We start from the raw sequence: 23,538 nt of genomic DNA on the forward strand, positions 1-23,538 counted from the left end.
AGTGCGTGAGTAAGTGCGATTTTGGGACGACCACCTCCCGGGTCTCCGGCAAGGCCCGACCACGTTATCGAGGACGCGCTTTGCTCGAACCAGACGACCGATTTCTCACCTGCCGCGAAGTTCTGCGCTGGTATTACGGGCACCGGGATCCGCTGTTTCTGGGCCCTCCTCGGCGCCACTACAGCCTGCACTACACGTATTGGCACGAGGGGCGGCCATACGTGGCCTCGAAGGTGCGCAAGGAACGTGGACGAGTCCCTTTTAATCGACAATTCGCCATAATTCGGGCACTGGAGACAACCGCGGCGGGATCCATCGTGCGGTCTCCGATCACGACGCGGGACGGCCACCAGTGGGTCACCGGCCCTCGCAACCAGTGGTTCGTCCGCCCCTACACCGAGCACGACAGCGCACCGAATTGGCTGTCCGCTCAGCTGGTCGAGGACGCCGCGCGGAAACTGGCGCTCACGCATCGCACGTCCGGCGTCATCGACCCCGGCGTATTGCGCCATCCCGCGCACGGTCTGCGAATCTACGACTGGGGGATGTTCGACGTTCTCCGGCATCCCGACGCCATTGTCGTGGACATGCGCGCCCAGGGACGGCCTCCCGAGCACATCCTGACCGTCCACGCGGGGCTCACCCGGCTGCGCGCCGCGAGAAAGGGGCTGGATCTCGGCCCTGAAGGGCTCACCCACCACGATGTGCACAAGGAGAACCTGCTCGTCAAGGACGAGAAAGTCGTCGAGATCGTCGACTGGGATCGCGCACATTGGGACGTCCAGTGGTACGACGTCACGCTGGCCGCCCTGCATATCGCACATTGCCGGCAGGCCACCCTGCGCTGGGATCTGGCCGACGCGTTCGTCGACGCCTACCAGGCCGAATCGGGGTACGAAATCAAGCCGGATGCGCTGGGGTGGTTGTTCCGGTTCACGGCGGTGCGGAATCTGGCGGTTTCGCGGTCGCCGGGGAAGTGGGCGCGGCTCGTGCGCGGGGTCGAGGAGCGGTGGGGGGACGTGCCGTCAGTGTTCGTGGGTGATCTTGTTTCCGAGGACCAGGTCGCCGCGGACGTGGACGTCGCCGCTGAAGACGGTGGTTCCCTGGGGGCCGTCGGGGTCGGGTGAGCGGCGGGCCGGGGCGGGTCGGTTCTGGGCGCCCGCCAGGTACATCCACGCTTCGGTCGCCGTCTCCTTGACCTTGAGGGTCACGTGCTCGAAGGCGTCCGGGGCTATCAGGCCGTCCAGGTGGGTCACGAAGGCGTCGTAGACGAACGGCGAGACGATGAAGCCCAGGTCGGCGCCCGTCTCGGCGAGGGCCGTCTTGAGGACGGGGGCCTCCATGAGGCGGGCCGTCTGGATGATGACGTGGCCGTTCAGGCCCTCGGCGTCGGCGGTGACGGGGCCGACGTGCAGGGCCGCGCGGAGTTGGACGCGGACGGCGGCGCTCGCGATCCGGTTGTGCCGGTGGAGCGCGACGGCCAGGTGCCCGGCGAGCGGGTCGATGAGGGACGCGGTGCGGACGGCCGGCGAGGCGATCACCAGGGCGCCGTCGCCGCGGTCCTCGCGGTAGATGTCGGCGGCCCCGACGCCCGACGCCTCCAGCGCCGACAGCAGGACGCGGTAGACGACCTCGCGGACGAGCCGGCGGTCCTCGTCGGTGCGGGACGGGTCGCCGAAGCCCGCGACGTCGCAGAACAGGACGGAGCAGTTCAGCCCCGACCAGGGCGCTAGGGCGCCGGCGGGCGCGCGGTCGAGTGGTGCGTCCACAGCACGAGTGAACGCCCCCGGCAGCCGGTTGTCCATGTCACCGGGCACAAAGCGCGGGTCAGCGGTGCGCGGTCCGGCGGCGCAGCTCGCGCGGGCTGATCCCGAAGCGCTGCCGGAAGGCGTGGCTAAGCGCGCTCGCCGAGGAGAAGCCCGTCGCGTGCGCGAGGTCGGTGATGGTGACGTGCCGGTAGAGCGGGTTGCGCAGCCGGTCCCGGACGAGCCGGAGGCGCTCCTCGCGGATCAGCTCGCGCGGCGTCGTCCCGGCGCGCTGCAGGGCGAGCTGGATCTGCCGCAGCGACCAGCCGAGGTCCTGCGCCATCGCGGTGCCGGTGAGGCCGGGGTCGGTGGCGTGCTCGCGGACGTACCGGCGCACGACCGCCTCCACCTCGGCGAGATGGCCGGGCGAGGGCGGGCGGTGCCGGCCCGCGACGGCCAGGCACAGCAGCTCGGTGATCCGGTCGCAGGCGGCGTCGAACTGCGGCTCGGAGAGGGTGTCGCGCTCCTCCCCCACGGCCCGCACCATGTCGGCGACGACGCGGCCGAGGCCGGCGGTCAGGTCGAGGCCCGTCACCGGGCGGGGCGGCAGGTCCAGCCGCCCGTCCACCTCGTGCACCGGGATCGTCATGACGAGGGCGCGGGCGGGGCGCCGCTGGACGACCCGGAGCGGCGCGGCGGGCGGGACGAGGCCGCCCGTGCCGGGGCCGAGCCGCGCCTCGCGGCCGTCCTGGAGCATGAGGAGCTCGCCGTGCAGCGGCAGCAGGAACCGGTAGCCGCCGGCGGTGAACGGCTCGGCGCGGTCCGCCGTGCAGAGGACGAGCCGGTAGGCGCCCGGCCCGCCGAGGTCGTCCACCGCAGGCCCTTCCGCCGGTCCGTCCCGAGCCGGCCCCGTCCCGGCACGGTGATCGCTTGCGGAGCCGAGGGTAGTACGATCACCGCCGCCGAATCAGGTGAATCCAGCGGAAAGTAACGCGATTCAGACTGTGGGTGATCTTGCGATGCGCCCACCGGCAAGTTCCTTGCGCGCGAGCACAAGCACACCTGCGCGAACGGCCTTACGGTGCCGAATCTGTGGCGTGTTCTGCGCCACCCCACTCCCGGCCGTGCGGCCGGTCCACCTCGCCCGAAACCCCCTGCATCCGAGGATCTGATGGAGCAATTCCTCCTGGCGGCGGCGTTCGTCATCGTGGCGGGCGCCGGCATCGCCGCCGGCGTCCTGCTGGTACGCCAGCGGCAGGCGACCGCCGAGCTCCGCGCGCAGAACGCCGCGCTGGCCCGCGGCCTCGACCTGCGCGAGAAGGAGCTGCGGCACCTCGCGGACGTCCGGCTGCCCGAGCTGATGGAGTCCCTCACCAACCCGGGCGTGCGCGTCACCGGCCCGCTGCACGACCTGGACCGCGAAGCGCCCGCCTACGGGCAGGCGATGCAGACCGTCCTGGACCTGTTCGCCGGGTCCGCCGCCCGCGTCCGGGAACGCGCGGACAAGTCCGCGAAGTCGACGCTGCGCGCGATGATGCGCGCCGTGCAGAGCCTCGCGAACGAGCAGCAGCTGGCCATCTCGCACATGCAGGAGCGCCACGACGACCCCGACGTGCTGGAGGGCCTGCTCCGCATCGACCACATGAACGCCCAGCTCGGCCGGCGCGCCCAGGCCACCGCCGTGCTGTGCGGGTCGTGGCCGGGGCAGCAGCGCTCGGCGTCGTCGCTCACCGACGTGGTGCGCGGCGCGACCTCCCGCATCCGCGACTACCTGCGGATCAACCTGGAGGGGACGCCGAACACCGCGGTGACGAGCCGCGCCGTCGAGCCGGTCGTGCTGACGCTCGCCGAGCTGCTGGACAACGCCGCGCGGCACTCCCGCCCCGACACCGCCGTCGAGGTCAACTTCCGCTCCGCGCACAACGGCGTCGCCATCACGATCGACGACGCGGGCGTCGCGATGGACGCCGACGAGCTGAAGCGCGCCGCCGAGCTGCTGTCCGGCGACGCGTCGGTGGACATCCACCGGCTCGGCGACCCGCCCCGCGTCGGGTTCGCGGTCGCGGGCGTGCTCGCCGCCCGGTACGGGTTCCGGGTGTCGGTCGACAGCCAGTCCCCCTACGGCGGCGTGCGGGCCGTCGTCTTCGTGCCGAGCGCGCTGCTGACGTCCCTGCCGGACGAGCGCGCGCCCGAACCCGCGGCCGCGCCCCGCACGGCCGACGCCGCCGCCACGGCGGGCGGGCTGCCGAAGCGGAGCCGCGTCGCCGTGGCCGAACGTCCCGCCGAGCCCGACGCCGGCGACGGCGCGGCCGGCGCCGGGGAGCGGCCGCAGGCCCGCCCGGCGCGGGAGACCGCCGCGGGCCTCGGCGCCTGGCAGCGCGGGACGCGGTCCGGCCGCGCCGCCGCACCGCCCGACGGCGAGGGCACCGACAGCAAGGACCTGCGGCCATGAACTCTGCGGCCACGAACAAGGGGTGGGACGGCGCGATGGACGACGGTACGAACCGGCTCGGCTGGATGCTGGACGACGCGCTGCGGATGCCGGAGACCCGCTACGCGATCCTGCTGTCGGCCGACGGCCTGCTGATGGCGCACTCCGAGCGGATCAGCCGGGACGAGGCGGAGCGGCAGGCGGCCGGCATGGCGGGCCTGCAGTCGCTCGCCCGCAGCACCGCCGAGTTCTGCGGCGACGCGGGCACCACGTGGCGGCAGACGGTGAACGAGTTCGACGACGGCTACGTGTTCCTCGTCGCGGCCGGCCCCGGCGCCTACCTCGCGGTGTCGGCGACGCAGCACGTCGACATGGAGACCGTGTCGTTCCGCCTCCAGGAACTCGTGCAGCGGCTGGGCAAGGAGCTGACCACCCCGCCGCGGCCGGGCGCGGGCAGTCCCGCATGACCCCGCGCAGGAACGAGCGCGCGCTGGTGCGCCCGCACGTCGTCACCGGCGGCCGGGCGCACCCCACCCGCAACGTGTTCGACCTCGTCACGCTCGTCATCGCCACCGGCGACCTGCCGCGCAAGGGGCTGTCCCCGGAGAAGCTCCGCATCCTGGGGCTGTGCCGGGGCGGCGCGCTGTCGGTCGTCGAGATCGCCGGGCACCTCGGGCTGCCCGTCGGGGTCGTCAAGGTGCTGCTCTCCGACCTGGTCGACAGCGGGCACCTCACCACCCGGGCCGCGGCGCCCGGCGCCCAGAAGTCGAAGGCCCGGCTCCTTCAGGAGGTGCTCGATGGACTCCGCGCTCGCCTCTGACGCGGCCTACGTCCGCGACAGCGTGCGGACCGCCGTCAAGATCCTCATCGTGGGGCACTTCGCCGTCGGCAAGACCACCTACGTCGGGACGCTGTCGGAGATCCGCCCGCTGCGCACCGAGGAGCGGATGACGCAGGCCGGCGCGACCGTCGACGACCTCGCCGGCATCCGCGACAAGACGACCACCACCGTCGCGATGGACTTCGGCCGCCTCACGCTCAGCGACGACCTCGTCCTGTACCTGTTCGGCGCGCCCGGCCAGGAGCGCTTCACCCGGCTGTGGGACGACCTGGCGCGCGGCGCGCTCGGCGCGCTGGTCCTCGTGGACACGGCGCGGCTCAAGGAGTCGTTCGCCGTCATGGACCTCGTGGAGAAGCAGGGCCTGCCGTACGCGGTGGCCGTCAACCACTTCGAGGGCTCGCCCGTCTTCCCGGACGCCGAGGTGCGCGAGGCCCTCGACCTCGCCCCCGCGACCCCGCTGGTCACCTGCGACGCCCGCGACCGCAGGTCGTCCACCGAGGCGCTCATCTCACTCGTCGACCACCTCCTCACCCTGGATGGGGAACCCGCATGACCGAACCGCAGCGCTTCCCCCTGTACGGCCCCGAGTACGCGCAGGACCCGGCCGCGACCTACGCCCGGATGCGCGCCCACGGCGACCTCGTGCCCGTCGAGCTGGCCCCCGGCGTCCCGGCGACGCTGGTCATCGGGTACGAGGCGGCGCTGGAGATCCTCCGCGACCCGGACACGTTCCCGCGCTGCAGCGAGGTCTGGGAGGAGGAGGTCGGCCCGCACTGCCCGGTGCTGCCGATGATGATGGCGCGGCCGAACGCGCTGTTCACCAACGGCTCCGTCCACGCGCGGCTCCGGTCGGTGATCGTCGACAGCCTGGACCGCGTCGACCCGGCGTCGCTGCGCGAGCACGTCGAGACCAGCGCGGACACCCTCATCGACCGGTTCGCCGACGACGGCAAGGCCGACCTCATCGGCCAGTACGCGCGGACGCTGCCGCTGCTGGTGTTCAACGAGATGTTCGGCTGCCCCCGCGACATCGGCGACAAGCTCGTCCGCGGCATGAGCGCGATCTTCGACGCCGAGGGCGCCGAGGAGGGCAACGCGCTGCTCGCCCAGGCCACCGGCGAGCTGGTGGCGTACAAGCGGCAGCGGCCGGGCGCGGACGTGACGTCGTGGATGATGCGCCATCCCGCCGGGCTCGACGACATGGAGATGGCGCACCAGCTGACGCTGCTGGTCGGCGCCGGCACCGAGCCGGAGCAGAACCTCATCGCCAACGGCATCCTGCTGCTGCTGTCGGACGACCGGTTCGGCGGCGACCTGTCGGGCGGCAGCATGCCCGTCGAGGACGCCCTGGACGAGATCCTGTGGACCGACCCGCCGATGGCCAACTACGGGACGACGTTCCCCCGCCAGGACGTCGACTTCCACGGGCACACGCTGCCCGCCCACCAGCCGATCCTGATCAGCTACGCCGCGGCGAACACCGACCCGTCCCGGGCGACGGCCGACCGGAAGGGCAACCGCGCGCACCTGTCCTACGCGGGCGGGCCGCACACCTGCCCGGCCAAGAGCCACTCGCGGCTGATCGCGTCCGCCGCGATCGAGGTGCTCCTCGACCGGCTGCCCGACCTGGACCTGGCCGTCCCGAGGGACGCGCTGGAGTGGCGGCCCGGCCCGTTCCACCGCGCCCTCGTCGCGCTGCCGGTCACCTTCCCGCCGGCGGGGAGGCGTCACTGACCGACCCGTCCGCGGCGGCGCGCAGCGCGCCGATCACCGCCGACAGCTGGGCGATCAGGCCCGCCACGCTGGTCTGGTCGGCGCCGTTGACGGTGACGGTGCGCAGCTCGTCCGGCTTGGGCAGCTTGGCCATGATCTCCGGAAGGGCGGCGATGAGCCGCGCCTGCACGGCGGCGGGCGTCCGGCCGTTCTCGATCGCCGCGCGGGCCGTCTCCCGCTCCAGGTCCAGCAGCGCCTGCTCGTGCCGGGACCGCGCGCGGGACTCGGCCAGGGCCAGCTCGCCCTCGGTGCGCAGCCGGGCCAGCTCGTGGTCGCGCTCGATGCGCAGCCGCCCCGTCTCGGCCTCCTCCGCGTGGCGCTCCCGCTCCATCCGCAGCGCGTGCCGCGTCGTCTCGGTCTCCAGCTCGGCGACCTCGCGGGCGTCGTCGTGCTCGCGCCGGGCGCGGCGCAGCTTCTCCGCCGCCTCCGCCTCGAACAGCCGCGACTCGTTGGCGGCGCGCAGCTCGGCCAGCTCCCGCTCGTGGTCCAGCCGCTGCGACTCCTTGGTCCGCGCGGCCGCCATCTCGCGCTGCGCGACGACCTCCGCGGCCTCCAGCTCGGCGAGCCGCGCGACCTGCTCCTGCTGCGCCCGGTAGGGCTTCTGCAGGTTCTCCCAGAGCTGGGACGAGCTGACCACGGCCTCCTTGATCTGCACGGTGACGATCCGCAGCCCGAGCCCCTGGTCGCTGTTGTCCTCGCCCTCGGCCACCGCGCGCAGCCGGGCCGTCAGCTCCTCGATGATGGGCTGCTTGTCGCTGAGGACGTCCCGCACGCCCATCGTGGAGACCTTGTCCTTGATCGCGGCCTCGGCCTGCTCGCGGAGCTGGAGGTTCACCAGCCGCATCGGGTCGTCGGCGTCGCCGAAGTCGAGCTTGCGGTACGCCGTCGCGAAATCCTGGATGATCCACTGGACGTAGCCCTGGACGAGCACGCCCTGCAGCTCCCGGCAGATGCAGTACGCGTTGATGAGGATCGTCTGCGTCGCGCCCGGCACCACGATGAACGAGTCGGTGGACGGGTTGAACCGGAACGACACCCCGAGCCCGATGTGCAGCGGCTCGGCCCGGCCGCGCCGGGTGTGCACCACGAACGCGTTCGGCGGGACGAGCACGTTCTTCCACCGCCAGAACCCGGTGATCCGCACGTCCACGGGGCCGGGGCCGGTCTGGTCGCCGCCGGGCGCGCCACGGCCGAGGGCGCGCTCCCGCTTCGCGAGCGGGCCGGGCGCCGGGACCGCGCCCGGCGCGCCGGGCGCCGCCTGCGGGGCGCGGCGGCTCTTCAGGTCGTCCGCCAGCACCGCCTGCTGCGCGACGACCTTCTCCAGATACGTGTTGCTCCCCGGCTGCTGGGCGCTCATCTCGCTCCTCGGCGGGATCGGGCGGCCGGGCGCGCCGGCCGGTCTGCGGTCTGGCGGAAACAGTATTGAACTTTCCACCGGTTGTACGCGTATTTCCGGCCGTGACGACACATGAGGCGACCCCGGATCGGCCTTCGGCCCGGACCGACCGGGCGATGCTCGTCATCGGGGCCGCCGCGCTCGCGCTGGTCGTCCTCGCGTTCGTGCTGCGGGTCGGCGGCGCGTTCACCGCGAGCGCGACGCCGGGGCTGTCGCAGGAGGGCGCGCTGACCAAGATCGGCCTGTCGGTCGCCAAGCTCGGCGGCGACGTCGCGGCCGTCCTCACGGTCGGCTGGCTGCTCGTCGCGGCCGCGTTCGTGCCGGGGGCGTCCCCGCTCGGCCGCCGCTGCCTGCGCGCCGCGTCGCTGACCGCGCTGCTGTGGGCGCTGTGCACGCTCGCGCTGATCGTGTGCACCGTCCTCGACCTGTTCGGGGTCGGGCTCGCGGGCGTCACCGGCGACATGATGCGGACGCTCCTCGTCGAGCTGCCGCAGGGGCGGGCGCTGCTCATCGTCCTCGCCGCCGCGGTCGCCATCGCGGTCGCGGCGAGCCTGCCGCGCGCCGCGGGCGGCGCCGGGTACCTCCTCGCGGGCGCGCTCGCCGGCATGCTGCCGCCGCTGTTCACCGGGCACGCCGCGAGCGCCTCGAACCACGCACTCGCCGTCTACAGCCTCGCCGCCCACGTGCTGGGCGTCGCGCTGTGGGTCGGCGGGCTCGTCGCCCTGGTCACCGTCGCGCCGGACGTCCGCGGCGGGCTCCCCCGGGGCGCCGGGCACCACCCCTCCCCGGACGGCCCGGACGGCGCGCGGGGCGGCCTCGTCCGGGTCGTGGAACGCTACAGCTCCCTCGCGCTCGTCGCGTTCGCCGTCGTCGGGGTCAGCGGCGCGGTGAACGCGTGGGTGCGGCTCGGCGGCGTCCACCTCGGGTCGCGGTACGGGATGCTGGTCGTGGCGAAGGGCGCGGCGCTCGCCGCGCTCGGCGCGTTCGGCTGGTGGCACCGCCGCACCACGATCCCGGCGCTGCGGGACGGCACGGGCCCGCGCGCCTTCCTCCGGCTCGGCACGGCGGAGACCCTCGTGATGGCGGCGACGATGGCGCTCGCCGCCGGGCTGTCCAGGACGCCCACGCCCGAGAACGCCCCCGGCACCCTCGACGTCACCGCGCTCCGGCTCGGCTTCCCGCTGCCCGGCCCGGCCGGGGCGGGCCCCTACCTGCTGGACTGGTGGGTCGATCCGCTGTTCTTCGTGCTGATCGCCGCCGGGGCCGTCCTGTACGGGCTGGGCGTCGTGCGCGTCCGGGACTGGCCGCGGCGGCGGTCCGCGGCGTGGGCCGCCGGGCTGCTCGTCCTGCTGCTCGGCACCGCGAGCGGCATCTCCCGCTACAGCATGGTGCTGTTCAGCGCGCACGCGATCCAGCACGTCCTCGTCGGCGTGGCCGCGCCGGCGCTGCTGCTGTACGGCGCGCCGGTGCGGCTGGCGCTGCGGGCGATGCGCGGCGAGGGCCGGACGCTGCTCGCCGCGGCCGCCGGCAGCCGCGGCCTGCGGGCGCTCGGCCACCCGGTCGCGGCGTCGGCGCTGCTGCTGCTCACCCTCTACGCGTGGTACGCGTCGCCGCTGTTCCCGCCGTCGCTCAGCAACCACGCCCTCCACTCGCTCGCGATGGTCGTGTTCGTCATCGTCGGGCTCGCCTACTACCGCGGGACGGCCGGGACGCTCGTCCCGCTCGCCGTCCTGCCGCTGCACGCGCTGGCCGGGATGGCGCTGACGCGGTACGGGACGGTGCTCGGCGGCGACTGGTACGGGAGCCTCGGCCGCCGCTGGGGCGCGTCACCGCTGGACGACCAGCACCTCGGCGCCCTCCTGCTGTGGACGTCCGCGGCGGCGATCACGGCCGGCGTCGCGGCGGTGCAGGCCCGCTACGGGCGGGGGCGCCGGTCCAGCACGCGGCTGAGCGCCTCCACGACCGCCGGGTCGTACTCGGCGGCCGAGTCGAGCCTGAGCCGCTCCAGCACGGCGGCGCCCCGGTCGCGGTCGGCGGAGTCGCCCACCAGGTCGTCGTAGGCGTTCGCGACCTTGATGATGCGGCCCGCGAGCGGCGGCGGGATCGGCCGCTCGCCGGAGTCGCCGACGGGTTCGCGGCCCGCCCGGTAGGGGTGCGAGGACAGCTCCACGATGTGCGCGACCCGGTCCAGCACCCCGGTCTGCTTGATCACCTCGGCGCCCAGCTCGGCGATGCGGCGCTGCTCGGCCGGGGACGCCAGCACGGTCGCGCCGCCGGGGATCGGGTCGCCGAGCGACAGCTGCCCGATGTCGTGCATCAGCGCCGCGTACTCCAGTTCGAGCAGCTCCTCCTCGGTCATGCCGAGCTCGCGGCCCATCGCGACCGCGAGCCGCGCCACGCGCCGCGAGTGGCCCGCCTCCACGTAGCCGCCGACCTCGGTGACCCGCGACAGCGCGCGGACCGTCTCCAGGTAGGTGGCGCGGATGCCCGCGTACCGGCGGAACGCGAACTGCGTCACCAGGATCGGCACCGTGAAGATCAGCAGCGCGGCCTCGCCCATCGCGGTCGTGGCGACCGCGATCAGCATGGCGGTCGCGCTGGTCGCGGCGCACAGCGCCATCTTCGCGCTGATCTCGTCGCGCAGCGCGATGCCGAACCGGGCCCGGACGGTCTCCGCCCGGATCATCGCGGCGATCAGCACGTCGGTGAAGCACGACCCGATCACCACCACGCCCATCACGGCCAGCAGCAGGTACCAGGCGAGGTCGAGGCCCAGCACCGGCCGGAAGCAGAGCGCGATGACCGCGACGGTGAACAGCCGGCGCGCCATCGCGTCCGGGCGCGGCGTGCGGCCGACCGCGATGTGCGGCAGCGAGCCGACGAGCATGCCCACCGCGGTGACCGCGACGACCTGGAGCGCGGAGTGCTCGGCCGGGACGACGCCGAGCGGCGCGTCCGGCGGGGCGCCCTCGGGGCCGACGCCGACCAGCAGCGCGTAGCCCATCGCACCGGCGCTGGCGATCGGCGCGACCTCCCGGTTGCCGGGCATCACCATGCGGAACAGCTCGCCCAGCGCGATCAGCACGCCGAAGATGATCGCGACGTTGGGCTGGTGCAGGCCGACGGCCGCGACCTGCGTGACCGCGACGACGACGAACAGCCCGGCGGTGGCGATCAGCAGCAGCTGGCCGGAGTCGATGGTCTGCCACGCGGCCCGCTCGCGGGCGGGGATCCGGCTCGTCGTCACTGGTGCCGCACCTCGTCGCCGCCGGTGACCCGCAGCGGCCGGCTCGGGTCGTCGTGGTCCTGCTGGGTGGTCTCGGCGACGGCGTCGTCCGGCAGGACGACCGGCCGCGGCGGCTCCCAGCCCTCCCGGTCGAGCGCCCGCAGGAACGCCTCGACCATCTCCGGGTCGAAGTGGTCGCCCATCCCGCGGCGGAGCTCGGCCACGGCCTCCTCGATGCTGCGCGCCGCCCGGTAGGAGCGGGTCGAGGTCATCGAGTCGAAGGCGTCCGCGACCGAGATGACGCGGGCGAACTCGGGGATCTCGTCGCCGGCGAGGCCCATCGGGTAGCCGCGGCCGTTCATCTTCTCGTGGTGGTGCATGATCCCGGCGAGCGCCTCGTCCAGGAACCCGATCTCCCGGACGATCTCCAGCCCGCGCATCGGGTGCAGCTGGATCGCGGCGAACTCCTCCTCGGTCAGCGCGCCCGACTTCTGCAGCACCTTGGTGGGGACGCCGAGCTTGCCGACGTCGTGCAGCATCCCGGCGTAGCGGATCGCCTCGACCCGGTCGGCGCGCATCCCGATCTCCTGCGCGATCATCACCGAGCCCCGGGAGACCCGCTCGGAGTGCCCGCGGGTGTAGAAGTCCTTGGTCTCGACCGCCTGGCACAGCGCGGCGAGGGTCGCGGCGTGCGCCTGCTGCTGCGCGTACGCCTGGTCCATCGCCCAGCGGGCGATGAACAGCGGGAGCAGGACGAGCACGGCGGCGAACGGCCCGACGCGCGGCCACAGCCCGGCGATCAGCAGGCCGACCATGCCGTAGCCGAGGCAGCCGACGGCGAGCTGGCCGCTCTCGTGCAGCCATTCGCGCGGCGTCGTCTGCCGGCTGAGCAGCAGCACCCCGCCCATCAGCGTCAGGTTGACCAGGACGAAGGTGACCAGCGCGCCGAGGAACGGCCCGATGACGTTCTCCACCCAGCGGGCCTGCTCGGGGTGGAAGCGGGCGCCGCCGAGCAGGTCGAAGACGGTCCCGGCGATGAAGCCGCTGAGCGCGAACTGCGCACCGTTGAAGATCCGCTTGACCGGGGCGAAGAACCGCTGCCCGGTGACGACGGCGACCAGGCCGAGCAGCGCGGCGCCGACCGGGCCGAGCAGCACCACCGAGGCCAGGCTCGCGGCGAAGCTGAGCGACACCCGGGCGCGCGCGATGTTCAGCCGCGCCGGCGCCGAGTCGCAGACGAGGAACAGCAGGGCCAGCACGGCCAGCTTGCTCCAGTCCAGCTCCGCGAAGGACGACGTCGCGATGAGCCCGGCCGCGAGGGCCACCACACCGCATACGTACGCCCAGGCAGCGAGAGGTAGTCCACGCATTGCCGCCCCTCGGGGAGTGACGAGATGGCGGGCCGCCGCCGGGGTGCTGTGCGCCTGCCGGCACCTAGACCCAGGACACGCCCTTGGTCAGCATCAGCGACGACGCCGCGGCGCTCGGGCGCCCGCCGTGTCCTGCCGGCGACACACGCTTGAGCATGGCTCCTTGCCTCCCCCCGCCGAACCGGGCCGTCCCGGCCTCGCGGCCGACCTCCGTCCGGGGCCGGGCGCGGGCCCGGCTTCCCGGGCGAGCACATACCCCGAATTGCATCGGCGCGCACGTGCTCCCGTCGCTGATTTCGGCACAAGCTTAACGCGAACTGCCCAGGTCACACAGGCGTGAGGGAAAAACTGAGCAAAGCGTGAACCGACCGTCACCATAGGTGATCAATTGCCCCGGCGAATGCACCCAACGTAAGCGCACAACCCGATTGCACAACAGAATGCACGTGCATCGGCGAATGCACCGGCGACCCGCGCCGAATGCGCCGGCGGCCCCGCGCCTTTTCGCCTCGGCGACCCGCGGGGTACGACGTACCGTACCTCTCGGATCAAAAAGACTCACCCCAAGGAAATGGCTACAATACGACAAGCCCGTGTTTTGGGGTATGCAGCCGAATTCTGCCGGGCGTGCGCGCGTTCTGCCGCGCCCAGACGTGTTCAGGCGTGTTCTGCCGTGTCCAGGCGTGTTCAGCGGCGCCCTGCGGCCCGCGCGGGATCGCGCTCGCGCGCCCAGGCGACGGTCTCGGCGATCCCCTCGGCGAGGCCCACCTTCGGCTCCCAGCCGAGCACCTCCCGCGTCGCCCGCGGGTCGACGGCCATCGCGGGCAGGTCCCCCAGCCGGGGCGGCGCGAACTCCGGGTCGTCGGGCGCGCCCGCCGCCTCGGCGACCAGCGTGTGCAGGTCGCGGTCGGTCGTCTGCACGCCGGTGCCGACGTTGAAGCGGCGCCCGCCGCCCGCGTCCCCGGCCGCGCGGGCGAACGCGTCCACGACGTCCAGGACGTAGACGTAGTCGCGGGTCTGCGTGCCGTCGCCGTAGACCTTGGTCGGGCGGCCGGACAGCAGCGCGTCGGTGAAGATGGAGACGACGCCGGCCTCGCCCTCGGGGGTCTGCCGGGGCCCGTAGACGTTCGCCAGCGTCAGGGTCGTGAAGTCGATGCCGTGCAGCCGCCGGTACATGCCCGCGTAGACCTCGCCGGAGACCTTGGAGGCCGCGTACGGCGACGCGGGCCGCAGCTCGGCGTCGGCGGGGACGGGCAGCGCGTCCGGCACCCCGTACACCGCGCAGCTGGAGGTGAACACCACCTTCCGCCCGCCGGCCGCGCGCGCGGCCTCCAGCACGTTGGCGGTGCCCAGCACGTTGGTGCGGGCGTCGGCGAGCGGGTCGGAGACGCTGGCGCGGACGCTGACCTGCGCGGCGAGATGGCAGATCACCTCGGGCCGCCGCACCGCCGCCTTCTCCACCAGCGCCGGGTCGGCGACGTCCATCTCCCACAGCTCCACGCCGGGGCGGACGTTCGCGCCGGACGTCATGTCGTCCACGCCGATGACCTCGTGGCCGTCGGCGAGGAGCCGGTCGACGAGATGGGATCCGATGAATCCGGCCGCGCCGGTGACGAGTGCGAGCACCCGCAGCACGATACCGAAGGGGCGGCGGGCCGGAGCGGCGCCGCGGCCTCACCCGGTCGGCCTCACCCGGTCGGCCGCTCCCGGCCAGGCGCTCGCGGCCGAGCGACCGGGGTCAGGCGCTCTCGGTCTTCTCCGCGCCGCCCGTGGCCTTGATCTCGCCGCAGATCTCCTCGATCCGGCCGAGCACCTTGGACCGCAGGTCGCTCGGCGCCTGCTCGCAGCCGCAGGACTTGTTCACGAGCTTCTTGACGGCCTCTTCGAGCCCGTACTCGCGCAGGCACGGCCCGCACTCGTCGAGGTGCTGCCGGACCTCGCTGCAGCCGCCCTGGTCGAGCTCGCCGTCGAGATAGGTGTAGACGCGGGCCAGGACCTCGTCGCACGGCGTTTCGTGGTGGTTGCCGCAGCTCATGATGACCCCCTGCCGGCGCGGGTGAGCCCGCGGTCCTCAGCGTAGTCCTCCAGCATGCCGCGGAGCTGGCGCCGGCCGCGGTGCAGGCGGGACATCACCGTACCGATGGGCGTGCCCATGATCTCGGCGATCTCCTTGTAGGCGAAGCCCTCGACGTCGGCGAGGTACACGGCGATGCGGAACTCCTCGGGGAGGTCCTGCAGCGCCCGCTTCACGTCGCTGTCGGGCAGGTGCTCCAGCGCCTCGGCCTCCGCGGACTTCAGCCCGCTCGAGGTGTGCGACTCGGCGCGGTGGATCTGCCAGTCCTCGATGTCCTCGGTGGCGGCCTGCTGCGGCTGGCGCTGCTTCTTGCGGTAGGAGTTGATGAACGTGTTGGTCAGGATGCGGTAGAGCCACGCCTTGAGGTTCGTGCCCTCCTTGAACTGGTGGAAGGACGCGAACGCCTTGGCGAAGGTCTCCTGGACGAGGTCCTCGGCGTCGGCCGGGTTGCGCGTCATGCGCAGCGCGGCCGAGTACAGCTGGTCCAAGAACGGGAGCACGTCGCGCTGGAACCGCTCCTGGCGCTGCTCCACGGTCTCCGTGGTGCCCGGTACCTGACCCACCCCCTCGGCTGTGGCGCCCTTGGCCCCGACTGGGCCGGCGGCGTCGTACCCCACAGACGATATCGGTCCGCGCGGCCTTCCGATGCGGACGGGTGCGCGTGCGTCGCCCCGGATCGCCGTCCCGGCTCTCCGCTGCCCATCGGCGACGGCTGTGGTCATCGGCTTGCACCTCCGTGTTGCTCGCTGTGAGACGGTGCAACACCGGAACGGCCCCGCCGATTCCCGGAGCGGCCCGCCGGCGGGTCACTCAGGGTGATGACCGGCCCCGGACGGGGAAGGATGTCACATACACGCGGAGAACAGGAGCAATCGGTGCACTCCGTGCCTTCGGCGCGACCTTCCGAGCCCACCATCGCCAGCCTGCGCGACGGCTCCGGAGCCGCGTCCGGGGAGTCCCTGGCGCGCTACTGGACGTTCTACCGGGCCGTGGCCGACGCGCAGCTGGCCCGCTGGCTGCCGCGCAGGCCGTCGCGGGTGCTGGACATCTCGGGCGGGCACGGGCGCAGCGCCGGCCACGCCGCCGCGGCCGGCCACGCGGTGCTGGAGGTGCGCGACCCCGACCGCGCCGGCCGCTCGGCCCGGGACGAGACCCGCCGCCCCGTGCGGGGCACGATCCCGCTGGTGGGCGACTCTGGAACGCTCTCCTACCTGGTCGACGCCTCGGTGGACGCCGTGGTCGCGGAGAACCGGGTGCTGTCCCGGCACCTGGCCACCGAGGCCACCATCGCCGAGATCGCCCGCGTGCTGCGCCCCGGCGGCCGCGTCCTGCTCTGCGTCGACTCCCTCACCCTCGGGATGGCGCTGCTCGCCGAGCGGAACTACTGGGCGCACCTGTCGGACGTGCCGAGCGCCGAGGTCGTCCTCGTCCCCTGGCCGGACGGGACGATCACGCGCTCGTTCTCGTCCCACCAGCTGCGCGAGCTGCTCGGCGACGCCGGCCTTGAGGTCGAGTGGATCAGGCCGCGCACCGTGCTGTCGCCCTCGACGGTCGAGCACGTGCTGGCCGAGTCGCCCCGCGCCCTGCCCCGCCTCGTCCGCACCGAGCTGAACGCCCCGCAGGGGGACGAGTCGCTGGGCGTCCACCTCCTGGCGAGCGCACGCCGCGCGGGCTAGCGCCTGCGGTCGCGGCGCGCCTGGCAGGTGATGCAGCGGGCGGCGTCGGGACGGGCCTCCAGGCGGCCCTCCGGGACCGCCTCACCGCAGTCGACGCACCGGCCGTAGGCGCCGGCGTCGATGCGCTCCAGGGCGGCGGCCACCCCGCCGCGATGGCGCTCCAGGGATTCCAGCGCCGCCTCCACGCGGTCGTGCGCGGTGAGGCCGGCGCCGGCGTCCGCCGCGGAATTGTCGTGCTCGGGCGTCTCGCCGCGGAGAATGGCGATGGACCGCTCCAGATCGGCGAGCATGACCTCAAGGCGGGAACGGGCGGCGGCGATGTCCACGATGGTGCGCACTCCCTCCCCCGAGGCGGCGGCGGTCAGAACAAACTGTCGGACGGATTACCCGGACTATCCCCAGAAATCAGCGGTTCTATGAGTTCGGGCCCGTTGTTTCGCACGCTGTTGACCGCCTTTGACACCGGGTAGGCGTCCATTGTCCCGGCCATGGCGGGGACCAGGAGCCCGCGCACCCGCTCGGTGTCGGTGAGTTCCGGATCGAGCCAGGCGTCCCAGCGGTCCGGTTCGACGATCATCGGCATCCGGTCGTGGATGCGGCCGAGGTCGTCCGGCGCCTCGGTGGTGATGACGGTGCACGTCCACACCCACTCGTCCTCCGGCGACTTCCACAACTCGTACAGCCCGGCCATCGCCATGACGGAGCCGTCGTTCGGGCGGATGAAATAGGGCTGCTTCTGCGGCTTCTTCTTGGCCTTCTTCTCGCCTTCGGCCGGGTCCGGCGCGTCGCCCTGGTTCTGGAGCGTGTACCACTCGAAATAGCCGTCGGCCGGCAGCAGGCAGCGGCGGCGGGCGAACGCCCGCCGGTAGGACGGCTTCTCGTGCACGGTCTCGAACCGGGCGTTGATCATGCGCGACCCGATGGACAGGTCCTTGGCCCAGGAGGGGACGAGCCCCCAGCGCACCGTCCGCAGCTGCCGGACGGCGGGCTCCTCCTCCGGGGCGTCCTTCGGGCGCCGGTTCAGGACGACCGGAACCTGCTTCGTCGGGGCGACGTTGTAGTCAGGCTGGAGATCCCCGTCGACGGCGTCGAGCTGCACCTGGAACTCGTCCAGCAGCTCCTGACGCGCGCGGGTCGTGGCATAGCGTCCGCACATGCGTCCCATGACACCACGAGCCTGGGACACCGGCCGGTCGCGCTTGAGGTGCGGCGCGCTGGGCATGGAGAGGGTCATGCGACCCTTCACGACCCTGGCCCGCCCCCTCGTGGCGGCGCCCTACATCATGACCGGCCTGGACGCCATCCGCGATCCGCGGGAGCGCGCCGAGCAGGTCGGCCCGGCCGTCAAGCCGGTCGCCGACCGGCTCGACTGGATGCCGAAGGACCCGGAGACCATGGTCCGCATCGAGGGCGCGCTGAGCCTCGGCACGGGCGCGCTGCTGCTGACCGGCAGGCTCCGCCGGCTGACGACTCTGATGCTCGCCGTGGAGCTGATCCCCGCGCTGGCGACCGAGCACCGCTACTGGACCGAGAGCGACCCCGAGCGCCGCGCCGATGAGCGCTCCCACCTGCTGAAGAACGCCGCGCTGTTCGGCGCGCTGCTGATGTCGGCGACCGAGCCGCGCCGCCCGCCCCGCACGGCGGAGCTGCGGCGCGCGATGCGCGAGTCGCAGATCAGGACCGGCGCCGAGGCCAAGGCGATGCGCAGGGAGGCGGCCGCCACGCTGCGGGACGCCCGCCGGGAGGCCGCGCGGCAGATCCGGATCGCCCGCGCGGAGGGCGGGCGCAAGGCCGCCCAGAAGGCCGCGAAGGCGGCCAGGGCGAAGCCGGCCGCCAAGCGGGGCGGCGGCCTGTTCAAGGCGGGCAAGGCCGGCGGCGGGCTCTTCAAGGCCGGAAAGGCCGGCAAGGGCGGGCTGTTCAAAGCCGGAAAGGCGGGCAAGGGCGGCCTGTTCAAGAGCGCCAAGGCGGGTGGCGTGCTGGGCAAGGCCGGTGCCGCGGGCACGTTCAAGGCGGGCAAGGCGACCGGCGCGCTGAAGGGCCGCCTCGGGTCCCGCGGCCGGTCCAGGGGCGGCCTGTTCTCCCAGGGCGGCAACCCGGACATCCGCGAGATGGCGGCGCTCCGCGCCGGGCGGGCCGCGAAGGCCGGCAAGGCCGCGGGCAAGACCGTGAAGGCGGGGACGGCCACCCAGGCGGCGAAGGCGGTGAAGGCCGGCCGGACCGTGAAGGCGGGCACGGCGGCCCAGGCGGGGAAGGTCAGGGAGGCGGTCAAGCGCTGACTTCCCGAAGAAAACCTTAAAAGAGCCTCAAGGCCGTTGAACCGCGGAGCGGCGCGGTCCCGTACTGCCAGGTGACCGCATACCGTCCTCCAGCCCCGCCCGCGACCGACCAGTCGGCGAGCCCCGCTCGGCGACCGCCCCACCTCAACGGAGACGCCCCGGCCATGGCCCTTCCCGGATCGACCGGTCGCCCGACCGGCGGGCTGCGGAGCCTGCTCCGCCGCCCCGGCACGGCGCGGCCGCCATCGGCCGCGAGCGACGAGGAGATCGTCGCGGAGCTGTACCGCGAGTACCATCGGCCCCTCCTCGCGTTCGTGCTCCGGCTCACCGGCGGTGACCGCCAGTGGGCCGAGGACGTGGTGCAGGAGACCATGATCAGGGCGTGGCGCAGCGCGGACCGGCTGGACGACCGGACGTCCTCGCTGATGCCGTGGCTGGCCACGGTCTCCCGGCGTATCGTGATCGACAACCGGCGGCAGCGCGAGGTCAGGCCGCCGGAGGTCGGCGACGGCCCCCTGGAGAACCTCCCGATGGCGGACGAGATGGACGGCCTGCTGCGCAAGGTCGTGGTGACGGAGGCGCTGGAGTCCCTCTCCCCCGCGCATCGGCAGGCGCTGACGGAGACGGTGCTGCGCGACCGTACGGTGAACCAGGCCGCCGAGTACCTCGGCATCCCGGTCGGGACGGTCAAGTCCCGCGTGTACTACGCGCTGCGCGCCCTGCGCGTCGCCTTGGAGGAGAGGGGGGTGACCTCATGAGCTCCCAGATCGAGCACACCGACGTCGGCGCCTACGCCCTGGGCCTTCTCGAAGACGCCGACCGGCGGGCGTTCGAGGCGCATCTGCACGGGTGCGGCCGCTGCCAGGCCGAGCTGGGCGAGCTGTCCGGGGCGGCCGGCGCCCTCTTCGAGCTGGCGCCCGGCGCGGCCGAGCCCGGCGCGGAGGCGGCCGCCGAGGAGGACGAGCCGTCCACACCCCCGGCGCCGGTGATCGACATGATGCGCCGGCGGCGGAGGGCGGACCGGCGCTTTCGCCGCGGCGCGTACGCGGTGGGGACCGCCGCCGCGGCGGTGGCCCTCGGCGCGGGCATCGCGGTGGGGGCGGCGCTGGGCGACGAGGGCGCCGGCCAGAAGCAGCCGCCCGTGGCGCAGTCGGTCATGGGCGAGCAGTTCAGCGCGAAGGACGCGGGCACGGGCGTGTCCGGGACGGTCGGCCTGGTCGACAAGGGCTGGGGCACGCAGGTGAGCCTGGAGCTGCGCGGCGTCAAGGGGCCGCTGCGGTGCCACCTGGAGGCCGTGTCGAAGGCGGGCGAACGCAGCGTCGTCGCCGGCTGGCGCGTCCCCGACGAGGGCTACGGCGTGCCCGGGCAGCCGAAGCCGCTGGTCATGCAGGGCGGGACGGGCCTCGACCGGCAGCAGATCGAGAGCTTCGCGGTCAGGCTCGACACCGGCGGGACGCTCCTCACCATCCCCCTCTGATCCGGCCGGCCCGATAACCTTGGGGCATGCCCTCTCCGCATTGGTCCGCCCCGGTCGCGCACGCCCCGGTGGACGCCACGGTGCCGCTGCCCGGTTCGAAGTCGATGACCAACCGGGCGCTCGTGCTGGCCGCGCTCGCCGCCGCGCCGGGCCGGGTGGTCCGGCCGCTGCGCAGCCGCGACACCGACCTGATGGCCGCCGCGCTCCGCGCGCTCGGCACGGGGATCGCCGAGGACGGCGGGGACTGGCGGATCGTCCCGGGTGAGCTGCGCGGCCCGGCGGACGTCGACACGGGCCTGGCCGGGACGGTGATGCGGTTCCTGCCGCCGGTCGCGGCGCTCGCGTCGGGCGAGGTGTCGGTGGACGGCGACCCCCGCGCGCGGGAGCGGCCCATGGGCCCGCTCATCACCGCCCTGCGGGCGCTCGGGGCCGTCGTCGACGACGGCGGGCGGGGCGCGCTCCCGTTCACCGTCCGGGGCGCGGGCTCGGTGGACGGCGGCGAGGTCGTGATCGACGCGTCCGGGTCGTCCCAGCTGGTGTCGGGGCTGCTGCTGGCCGCGCCGCGCTTCGAGAAGGGCGTCGAGGTCCGGCACGAGGGGCCGCCGGTGCCGTCGGCGGCGCATCTGGCGATGACCGTCGGGATGCTCCGCGAGGCGGGCGCGGTCGTCGAGACGGAGGGGAACGTCTGGCGCGTCGCCCCCGGCCCGCTGCGGGGCCGCGACTGGGTGATCGAGCCGGACCTGTCGAACGCGGCGCAGTTCCTCGGCGCCGCGCTCGTCACCGGCGGCCGGGTGACCGTGCCGGGCTGGCCGGCGGAGACGACCCAGCCGGGCGACGCGCTGCGCGGCCTCCTCACCGCGATGGGCGCCGAGGCGTCCCGCGGTCCGGACGGGCTGACGGTGCGCGGCCGGGGCGGGTTCTCCGGCCTGGACGCCGACCTGCACGAGGTCGGCGAGCTGACCCCGGTGCTCGCGGCCCTCTGCGCGCTCGCGGACTCCCCGTCCAGGCTGACCGGCATCGCGCACCTGCGCGGCCACGAGACCGACCGGCTCGCCGCGCTGGCCGCGGAGATCAACGGGCTCGGCGGCGACGTCACCGAGCTGCCGGACGGGCTGGAGATCCGCCCGCGCCCGCTGCGCGGCGGCGTCTTCCGCACCTACGACGACCACCGGATGGTGATGGCGGCGGCGGTGCTGGGCCTGGCCGTTCCCGGCATCGATGTGGAGAATCCGGGCACCGTGGGCAAGACTCTTCCGAACTTCACTCGGCAGTGGGCGTCGATGCTGGCGCCCGCCTGACGGCAGGGGCGGACACTGGCTCGACGAGTACACGACTACGACGAGGACGACGTCCGGGTGCGGCCCGGGCGCCGCGGGTCGCGGCCGCGCACCCGCCGCCGTCCCGCGCACGAGGACGCCTCGCCCGGCTTCGTCACCGCGGTGGACCGCGGCCGGTACCGCTGCCTGGTCGACCCGGGCACCCGCGACGAGCGTCCCGTCACCGCGATGCGCGCCCGCGAGCTGGGCCGCAAGGGCGTCGTCGTGGGCGACCGGGTGGCGCTCGTCGGGGACGTGTCCGGCGACCCCGACACGCTCGCCCGCATCGTCCGGGTGGAGCCGCGGACCTCGGCGCTGCGCCGCACCGCCGACGACACCGACCCGTTCGAGCGGATCATCGTCGCGAACGCCGACCAGCTCGCCATCGTGACCGCGCTGGCCGACCCCGAGCCCCGCCCCCGCCTGATCGACCGGCAGCTCGTCGCCGCCTACGACGCCGGGATGGACCCGCTGCTCTGCCTCACCAAGGCCGACCTCGGCGACCCGGACGCCCTCGTCGCCGAGTACGCGCCGCTCGGCGTCCCCTACGCGGTGACCCGGCGCGGCGGCGACCTGGACGAGCTGCGCGCCCACCTGGCCGGCCGCACCACCGTCCTCGTCGGCCACTCGGGCGTCGGCAAGTCGACGCTGGTGAACGCCCTCGTCCCGGACGCCGAACGCGCCGTCAGCGACGTCAACGCGGTCACCGGCCGCGGGCGGCACACCTCGTCGTCCGCGATCGCGCTCGAACTCCCCGGCGGCGACGGCTGGATCATCGACACCCCGGGCGTGCGCAGCTTCGGGCTGGCGCACGTCGACCCGGAGAACGTGATCAACGCGTTCGACGACCTCGCGGAGGGCGCCGCCGAGCGCTGCCCGCCGCACTGCGACCACTTCCAGGAGGACTGCGGGCTGGACGGCTGGGTCGCCGAGGGCCGCGCGTCCCGGGCCCGCCTGGACTCGCTGCGCCGCCTGCTCTCCAGCCGCGAGTCCGACGCCGAATAGCCCGCGACGGCCGCCGCGCGCGTCGGTAGGGTCGCTGCATGCCTCAGATGATCGCGGCGCGCTACGAGCTTCTGGAGCTGCTGGGCCGGGGCGGCATGGGCGCGGTGTGGCGCGCCCGCGACCGCACCCTCGACCGCGAGGTGGCGGTCAAGGAGGTGTCGCTGCCGCACGGCCTGGACGACGCCCAGGTCGAGCGGCTGTACGCGCGGACGTTCCGGGAGGCGCGGTCGGCGGCGCGGCTCGACCATCCGGGCATCGTGACGGTCTACGACGTCGTCGAGGAGGACGGCCGGCCGTGGATCGTGATGCGTCTCGTCCGGGCGGAGGGGCTCGACAAGGTCATCTCGCGGGAGGGGCCGCTGCCGCCCGCGCGGGTCGCGGCGATCGGGCTCGACCTGCTGGACGCGCTGGGCGCCGCGCACGCGGCCGGGGTGGTGCACCGCGACGTCAAGCCGGGGAACGTGCTGATGGCGCCGGGGCGGGCCGTCCTCACCGACTTCGGCATCGCGACCGTGGCGGGCGACGAGACGCTCACCCAGGCGGGCGCGATCATCGGGTCGCCCGCGTACGTGGCGCCCGAGCAGGCCCGGCACCAGAAGGCGACCCCGGCGTCCGACCTGTGGTCGCTGGGCGCGACGCTGTACGCCGCCGTCGAGGGCCGCCCGCCGTTCGGGCGCCCGGACGTGTGGGGCGTGATGGCCGCCGTCCTGTCGGACGAGCCGGACCCGCTGCGCCTCGCCGGCCCGCTGGCGCCCGTCCTGCACGGGCTGCTGCGCAAGGACCCCGGCGAGCGGATGGGGCGGGACGAGGCCGAGCGGCTGCTGCGCCGGGCCGCGCAGGGCTCGCCGGCGCCGTCGTTCGCCCCGGCGCGGCCGCCGCAGGACATCACGCTGCCGCCGCCCGAGCCCGCCCCGACGGTGCCGTCGCCCCCG

At 74.0% G+C, this 23,538-nt stretch carries 23 protein-coding genes and 1 pseudogene; 14 read left to right on the plus strand and 10 right to left on the minus strand.

Going from position 1 to position 23,538, the window contains the following annotated elements; translation table 11 throughout:
* Positions 1-80: 80 nt before the first annotated feature.
* The gene (locus ACIWVC_RS14120; RefSeq protein WP_396445678.1) at positions 81-1,127 is read left to right on the plus strand and encodes a phosphotransferase; all 1,047 of its coding nucleotides are present in this window, start codon (positions 81-83) and stop codon (positions 1,125-1,127) included.
* On the opposite strand, the gene ACIWVC_RS14125 is transcribed toward ACIWVC_RS14120, so the two are convergent.
* Entirely contained in the window at positions 1,026-1,769 is a 744-nt protein-coding gene (locus tag ACIWVC_RS14125) for a hypothetical protein (protein WP_396445679.1), read from the minus strand. The genes ACIWVC_RS14120 and ACIWVC_RS14125 overlap by 102 nt on opposite strands.
* A 58-nt stretch (positions 1,770-1,827) precedes the next feature.
* Complete coding sequence (locus ACIWVC_RS14130) at positions 1,828-2,619, minus strand: helix-turn-helix domain-containing protein (RefSeq protein ID WP_396445680.1); 792 nt, start codon at positions 2,617-2,619, stop codon at positions 1,828-1,830.
* 297 nt (positions 2,620-2,916) lie between these two features.
* Between ACIWVC_RS14130 and ACIWVC_RS14135 the strand changes: the two genes are divergently transcribed.
* The 5 genes from ACIWVC_RS14135 to ACIWVC_RS14155 are packed head-to-tail and all read left to right on the plus strand — an operon-like array spanning position 2,917 to position 6,751.
* Entirely contained in the window at positions 2,917-4,197 is a 1,281-nt protein-coding gene (locus tag ACIWVC_RS14135) for an ATP-binding protein (protein ID WP_396454210.1), read from the plus strand.
* Complete coding sequence (locus ACIWVC_RS14140; RefSeq protein ID WP_396445682.1) at positions 4,194-4,643, plus strand: roadblock/LC7 domain-containing protein; 450 nt, start codon at positions 4,194-4,196, stop codon at positions 4,641-4,643. The genes ACIWVC_RS14135 and ACIWVC_RS14140 overlap by 4 nt, the downstream gene beginning before the upstream one ends.
* Positions 4,640-4,996 (plus strand): DUF742 domain-containing protein, encoded by a 357-nt coding sequence (locus tag ACIWVC_RS14145; RefSeq protein WP_396445683.1) that lies wholly within the window; start codon positions 4,640-4,642, stop codon positions 4,994-4,996. The genes ACIWVC_RS14140 and ACIWVC_RS14145 overlap by 4 nt, the downstream gene beginning before the upstream one ends.
* Entirely contained in the window at positions 4,974-5,570 is a 597-nt protein-coding gene (locus tag ACIWVC_RS14150) for a GTP-binding protein (RefSeq protein WP_396445684.1), read from the plus strand. The genes ACIWVC_RS14145 and ACIWVC_RS14150 overlap by 23 nt, the downstream gene beginning before the upstream one ends.
* Positions 5,567-6,751 carry a cytochrome P450 gene (locus tag ACIWVC_RS14155; protein ID WP_396445685.1) on the plus strand — a complete coding sequence of 395 codons (1,185 nt, stop codon included), beginning with the start codon at positions 5,567-5,569 and terminating at the stop codon, positions 6,749-6,751. The genes ACIWVC_RS14150 and ACIWVC_RS14155 overlap by 4 nt, the downstream gene beginning before the upstream one ends.
* On the opposite strand, the gene ACIWVC_RS14160 is transcribed toward ACIWVC_RS14155, so the two are convergent.
* Complete coding sequence (locus ACIWVC_RS14160) at positions 6,720-8,147, minus strand: SPFH domain-containing protein (protein WP_396445686.1); 1,428 nt, start codon at positions 8,145-8,147, stop codon at positions 6,720-6,722. The genes ACIWVC_RS14155 and ACIWVC_RS14160 overlap by 32 nt on opposite strands.
* A 644-nt stretch (positions 8,148-8,791) precedes the next feature.
* Here ACIWVC_RS14160 and ACIWVC_RS14165 point away from each other — a divergent pair.
* Positions 8,792-10,081: pseudogene (locus ACIWVC_RS14165) on the plus strand (cytochrome c oxidase assembly protein); the annotation flags it as partial.
* Between the two features lie 20 nt (positions 10,082-10,101).
* Here the strand turns inward: ACIWVC_RS14165 and ACIWVC_RS14170 are convergent.
* From ACIWVC_RS14170 to ACIWVC_RS14190, 5 genes are all read right to left on the minus strand, one after another.
* A complete protein-coding gene (locus ACIWVC_RS14170) occupies positions 10,102-11,433 on the minus strand; it encodes an HD-GYP domain-containing protein (RefSeq protein WP_396445687.1) in 1,332 nt (443 codons plus the stop codon).
* Positions 11,430-12,782, minus strand: coding sequence for an HD-GYP domain-containing protein (locus tag ACIWVC_RS14175; protein ID WP_396445688.1), 1,353 nt, complete (start codon positions 12,780-12,782; stop codon positions 11,430-11,432). Before ACIWVC_RS14175 ends, ACIWVC_RS14170 begins: the two co-directional genes overlap by 4 nt.
* A 687-nt stretch (positions 12,783-13,469) precedes the next feature.
* Positions 13,470-14,408 carry an NAD-dependent epimerase/dehydratase family protein gene (locus ACIWVC_RS14180; RefSeq protein ID WP_396445689.1) on the minus strand — a complete coding sequence of 313 codons (939 nt, stop codon included), beginning with the start codon at positions 14,406-14,408 and terminating at the stop codon, positions 13,470-13,472.
* Positions 14,409-14,520: 112 nt separating this feature from the next.
* Positions 14,521-14,817 (minus strand): mycothiol system anti-sigma-R factor, encoded by a 297-nt coding sequence (gene rsrA / locus ACIWVC_RS14185; protein ID WP_396445690.1) that lies wholly within the window; start codon positions 14,815-14,817, stop codon positions 14,521-14,523.
* Positions 14,814-15,419 (minus strand): sigma-70 family RNA polymerase sigma factor, encoded by a 606-nt coding sequence (locus ACIWVC_RS14190; RefSeq protein WP_067633376.1) that lies wholly within the window; start codon positions 15,417-15,419, stop codon positions 14,814-14,816. Before ACIWVC_RS14190 ends, rsrA begins: the two co-directional genes overlap by 4 nt.
* 312 nt (positions 15,420-15,731) lie before the next feature.
* Here ACIWVC_RS14190 and ACIWVC_RS14195 point away from each other — a divergent pair, with 312 nt between their 5' ends.
* On the plus strand, positions 15,732-16,532 hold the full coding sequence (locus ACIWVC_RS14195) for a methyltransferase domain-containing protein (protein ID WP_396445691.1): 801 nt from the start codon (positions 15,732-15,734) through the stop codon (positions 16,530-16,532).
* On the opposite strand, the gene ACIWVC_RS14200 is transcribed toward ACIWVC_RS14195, so the two are convergent.
* A complete protein-coding gene (locus ACIWVC_RS14200) occupies positions 16,529-16,870 on the minus strand; it encodes a TraR/DksA family transcriptional regulator (protein ID WP_396445692.1) in 342 nt (113 codons plus the stop codon). The genes ACIWVC_RS14195 and ACIWVC_RS14200 overlap by 4 nt on opposite strands.
* A gap of 23 nt (positions 16,871-16,893) precedes the next feature.
* Positions 16,894-17,688, minus strand: coding sequence for an SOS response-associated peptidase (locus ACIWVC_RS14205; RefSeq protein ID WP_396445693.1), 795 nt, complete (start codon positions 17,686-17,688; stop codon positions 16,894-16,896).
* Positions 17,689-17,764: 76 nt separating this feature from the next.
* On the opposite strand from ACIWVC_RS14205, the gene ACIWVC_RS14210 reads away from it, so the two are divergent.
* From ACIWVC_RS14210 to ACIWVC_RS14235, 6 genes are all read left to right on the plus strand, one after another.
* Positions 17,765-18,808: a DoxX family membrane protein gene (locus ACIWVC_RS14210; protein ID WP_396445694.1), complete on the plus strand. Its 1,044-nt coding sequence runs from the start codon at positions 17,765-17,767 to the stop codon at positions 18,806-18,808.
* Positions 18,809-18,972: 164 nt separating this feature from the next.
* Entirely contained in the window at positions 18,973-19,566 is a 594-nt protein-coding gene (locus ACIWVC_RS14215; protein ID WP_396445696.1) for a sigma-70 family RNA polymerase sigma factor, read from the plus strand.
* Positions 19,563-20,285, plus strand: a complete 723-nt coding sequence (locus ACIWVC_RS14220; protein ID WP_396445697.1) for an anti-sigma factor family protein — start codon at positions 19,563-19,565, stop codon at positions 20,283-20,285. Before ACIWVC_RS14215 ends, ACIWVC_RS14220 begins: the two co-directional genes overlap by 4 nt.
* A gap of 26 nt (positions 20,286-20,311) precedes the next feature.
* The gene (aroA, locus tag ACIWVC_RS14225; RefSeq protein WP_396445698.1) at positions 20,312-21,583 is read left to right on the plus strand and encodes a 3-phosphoshikimate 1-carboxyvinyltransferase; all 1,272 of its coding nucleotides are present in this window, start codon (positions 20,312-20,314) and stop codon (positions 21,581-21,583) included.
* Positions 21,584-21,640: 57 nt separating this feature from the next.
* Complete coding sequence (gene rsgA / locus ACIWVC_RS14230) at positions 21,641-22,606, plus strand: ribosome small subunit-dependent GTPase A (RefSeq protein ID WP_396445699.1); 966 nt, start codon at positions 21,641-21,643, stop codon at positions 22,604-22,606.
* 38 nt (positions 22,607-22,644) lie between these two features.
* Positions 22,645-23,538: serine/threonine-protein kinase (locus ACIWVC_RS14235; RefSeq protein ID WP_396454211.1), on the plus strand; the 894-nt coding region annotated here is incomplete at its 3' end.

The sequence above is a fragment of the Actinomadura sp. genome (genome assembly GCF_044508335.1).
Classification (GTDB): Bacteria; Actinomycetota; Actinomycetes; order Streptosporangiales; family Streptosporangiaceae; genus Spirillospora.

Coding starts and splice junctions, on each gene's coding strand:
- ACIWVC_RS14135 (WP_396454210.1), top strand. CDS start 2,917: ATGGAGCAATTCCTCCTGGCGGCGGCGTTCGTCATCGTGGCGGGCGCC.
- ACIWVC_RS14140 (WP_396445682.1), top strand. CDS start 4,194: ATGAACTCTGCGGCCACGAACAAGGGGTGGGACGGCGCGATGGACGAC.
- ACIWVC_RS14145 (WP_396445683.1), top strand. CDS start 4,640: ATGACCCCGCGCAGGAACGAGCGCGCGCTGGTGCGCCCGCACGTCGTC.
- ACIWVC_RS14150 (WP_396445684.1), top strand. CDS start 4,974: ATGGACTCCGCGCTCGCCTCTGACGCGGCCTACGTCCGCGACAGCGTG.
- ACIWVC_RS14155 (WP_396445685.1), top strand. CDS start 5,567: ATGACCGAACCGCAGCGCTTCCCCCTGTACGGCCCCGAGTACGCGCAG.
- ACIWVC_RS14160 (WP_396445686.1), bottom strand. CDS start 8,147: ATGAGCGCCCAGCAGCCGGGGAGCAACACGTATCTGGAGAAGGTCGTC.
- ACIWVC_RS14175 (WP_396445688.1), bottom strand. CDS start 12,782: ATGCGTGGACTACCTCTCGCTGCCTGGGCGTACGTATGCGGTGTGGTG.
- rsrA (WP_396445690.1), bottom strand. CDS start 14,817: ATGAGCTGCGGCAACCACCACGAAACGCCGTGCGACGAGGTCCTGGCC.
- ACIWVC_RS14205 (WP_396445693.1), bottom strand. CDS start 17,688: ATGTGCGGACGCTATGCCACGACCCGCGCGCGTCAGGAGCTGCTGGAC.
- ACIWVC_RS14210 (WP_396445694.1), top strand. CDS start 17,765: ATGCGACCCTTCACGACCCTGGCCCGCCCCCTCGTGGCGGCGCCCTAC.
- ACIWVC_RS14215 (WP_396445696.1), top strand. CDS start 18,973: ATGGCCCTTCCCGGATCGACCGGTCGCCCGACCGGCGGGCTGCGGAGC.
- ACIWVC_RS14220 (WP_396445697.1), top strand. CDS start 19,563: ATGAGCTCCCAGATCGAGCACACCGACGTCGGCGCCTACGCCCTGGGC.
- aroA (WP_396445698.1), top strand. CDS start 20,312: ATGCCCTCTCCGCATTGGTCCGCCCCGGTCGCGCACGCCCCGGTGGAC.